This window comes from Elusimicrobiota bacterium, assembly GCA_026388075.1.
Taxonomy (GTDB): Bacteria; Elusimicrobiota; Endomicrobiia; order Endomicrobiales; family JAPLKN01; genus JAPLKN01.
The window spans coordinates 1-2,196 of the sequence record JAPLKN010000094.1 but is presented as its reverse complement, the minus strand read 5'-3'; the positions used below and the strand labels follow the sequence as shown (position 1 = coordinate 2,196).

Here is a 2,196-nt window from a genome sequence, read left to right as displayed (position 1 = left end):
AACCGCCGCAACACAATCAACTTCCTTCATTATTTTTTCTTTGTCTAAAAGATTTTCAAACAATCGGCCGAAAATGCGGTCGCAGTAATCTTTGTTCTGATACTTAAATTTGTGTATCAATTCTCTTAAAACACCTTTGAATTCCCCGGCTGAGCGGATGAATTCAAAGTGATACAAAGGTTTTTTTCTGCACGAATAACAGTGCTCACCGCCGTCGGGCAAAAACTTGCCGCATTTGCTGCAATAATGCTCTTTGATAAGTTCTATTTTTAAAAAGCATTTTTGGCAAATTCTCAAATAATCATTTTCAGGCAAGCCGCATCCGCAGTTAATACAGGTTATAGGAAATAACAAATTAGAGACCCTATTTAGTGTTTTTGTGATATATTTATGCATATTTTAGAAGCTAGATGATAGAAGCTGTATAATCTAAGAGTCGTATTTAAAGGTTTTCCCCATTGAGCCGCTTATGAGTTTGAGCATTTCTTTTAGTTACTTTTCGGCACCTGTCCGCCTTCAGACTGTGTCATAACTCCTAAAATCAACTCCTGATGTCATTCTGAATTTATTTCAGAATCCAGTATTTTGACAAAACGAGATCCCGAAACAAGTTCGGGATGACAACATACGGAGTTAAGACACAGTCTGCTCGCGCGGAGGCAAGTAAAGAAAAGTAATTCAGGGGTGCAGTCCCTCGACTGCGCTCGGGATGGTGAGCTTGTCGAAACAGGGCAAGAAAGCCCCGCGACTTTCCATTTTAGAATTGAATATTTAATTTTGAAGATGCTTCAATAGTTGAGAAATTCTCATGGGGATTATCCCTGAACATGGTTCTTCCCCATGCAAACCCGATTGAAAATCTGAAATTTTGGGAGATCTCATAATCCGCGTTTGATCCGATATTATAATTATCAATATTATCGCGTTGAATATTTAATCTTGATGACTGGCTTGAATACACAATATTTCCGGTAACTATAAGCCTATTCGTCAAAGAAAGCTTCTTTTTGGTGAAAGGTATAGGAAGCCCTCCGGGAAAAGTCATATCTGCATTTACTTGTCCGGTATAAGTATTTTTTGTGAGCTGGGTAGTAAAATCTCCTGTCGCATTTTTCGTCCAGCTTTCGCCGTTTGAATAACGAAGTAAGCACCTCCATTTCCCGAACGTCGTTCCTCCTTGAGTTGTCCATTCAAAGCTTTCACCTTCATTTATTCTAAGGCTTCTGGTGAGGTCAAAATCTTCGTTGCGGGAAGTATTCATCGCAAGGCTTAAGTCATATTTTTTGAAAAAATTAAACCGCCAGTCCCCTCCGTAGTTCTTGCCGTCGCTGAATGATATCCCTGATGTTTCGGAAGTTTTTCTTTGATGCCTAAAATTAAGCTGGGAATCAGAAAGCCATTGTTCAAGGTAAAGCATCTGCTCTATCCTGCTCATTCCGATCAAAAGATCCGGCCAAATTTTGGTATAAGTATCCCTTTGAGTTCCCGTTATGAAAGAGTGTTCCTGGTTTCCGGTATAAGTAAAATTTGCGGTTAATGTTTTTAATGGTATTTTCCGCCCCGAAAAATCAAAACCCTCAAGCGGATTACACCTGCCGGCGATACGGACATCATCTTTAGTTACATAAGATCTAAAAATGTAATTTGTTGATCCCAGATCAAGCGCTTTTGTAAAAGTATTGCCTCTAATCCACAATTTTTCAAGCGAAGCTCCCAGGGGGTTAAAACTTCTATCAACATTGTCATATGAATCGGTGTCCTGTATGCGGTACGAAGAAGCAAAGCCCAGCGACTGGATATAACGGCTGCTCATCAAATCTTTCGCTTGGAGATTCCACGAAATTTCTCCGAACGCATTTCTTTCAACATATTTTTTTTCTGAAGGATATGTCGGCACTAGGGCCGTTGTGCTGTATGAAAGGTTATAATTTTCTCTTGTGCTTATATTGTAATTCATGTTCGGCTGAAGCCAGGAAGTAAATTTAAAATTAGAATTTGCCGAAAGATTTTGATTAAGTGATTTCGGATAATTAAGTTCAGCAGAAAAATCCCGGTTTTTTTCCTTAACTGTGCTTAAATTATAGCTCGGCAAAAAATTCCAGAAATTCCCGAATTTAAACGGTGTTTTAAGTCCCCAGTTTTCGGTAATTTCAAGGGTATGATAATCAGTAAGTTTCATGTAGTTATTGAATGTCT

Annotated in this window: 2 protein-coding genes; both read right to left on the bottom strand. The window is 38.8% G+C overall.

The annotated features are described in order from the left end of the window. The coding region (locus tag NT145_05150) for a double zinc ribbon domain-containing protein (protein MCX5782072.1) at window positions 1–396 on the bottom strand (396 nt) is incomplete at its 3' end. A gap of 361 nt (window positions 397–757) precedes the next feature. Beyond that, window positions 758–2,196: hypothetical protein (locus NT145_05145; protein MCX5782071.1), on the bottom strand; the 1,439-nt coding region annotated here is incomplete at its 5' end.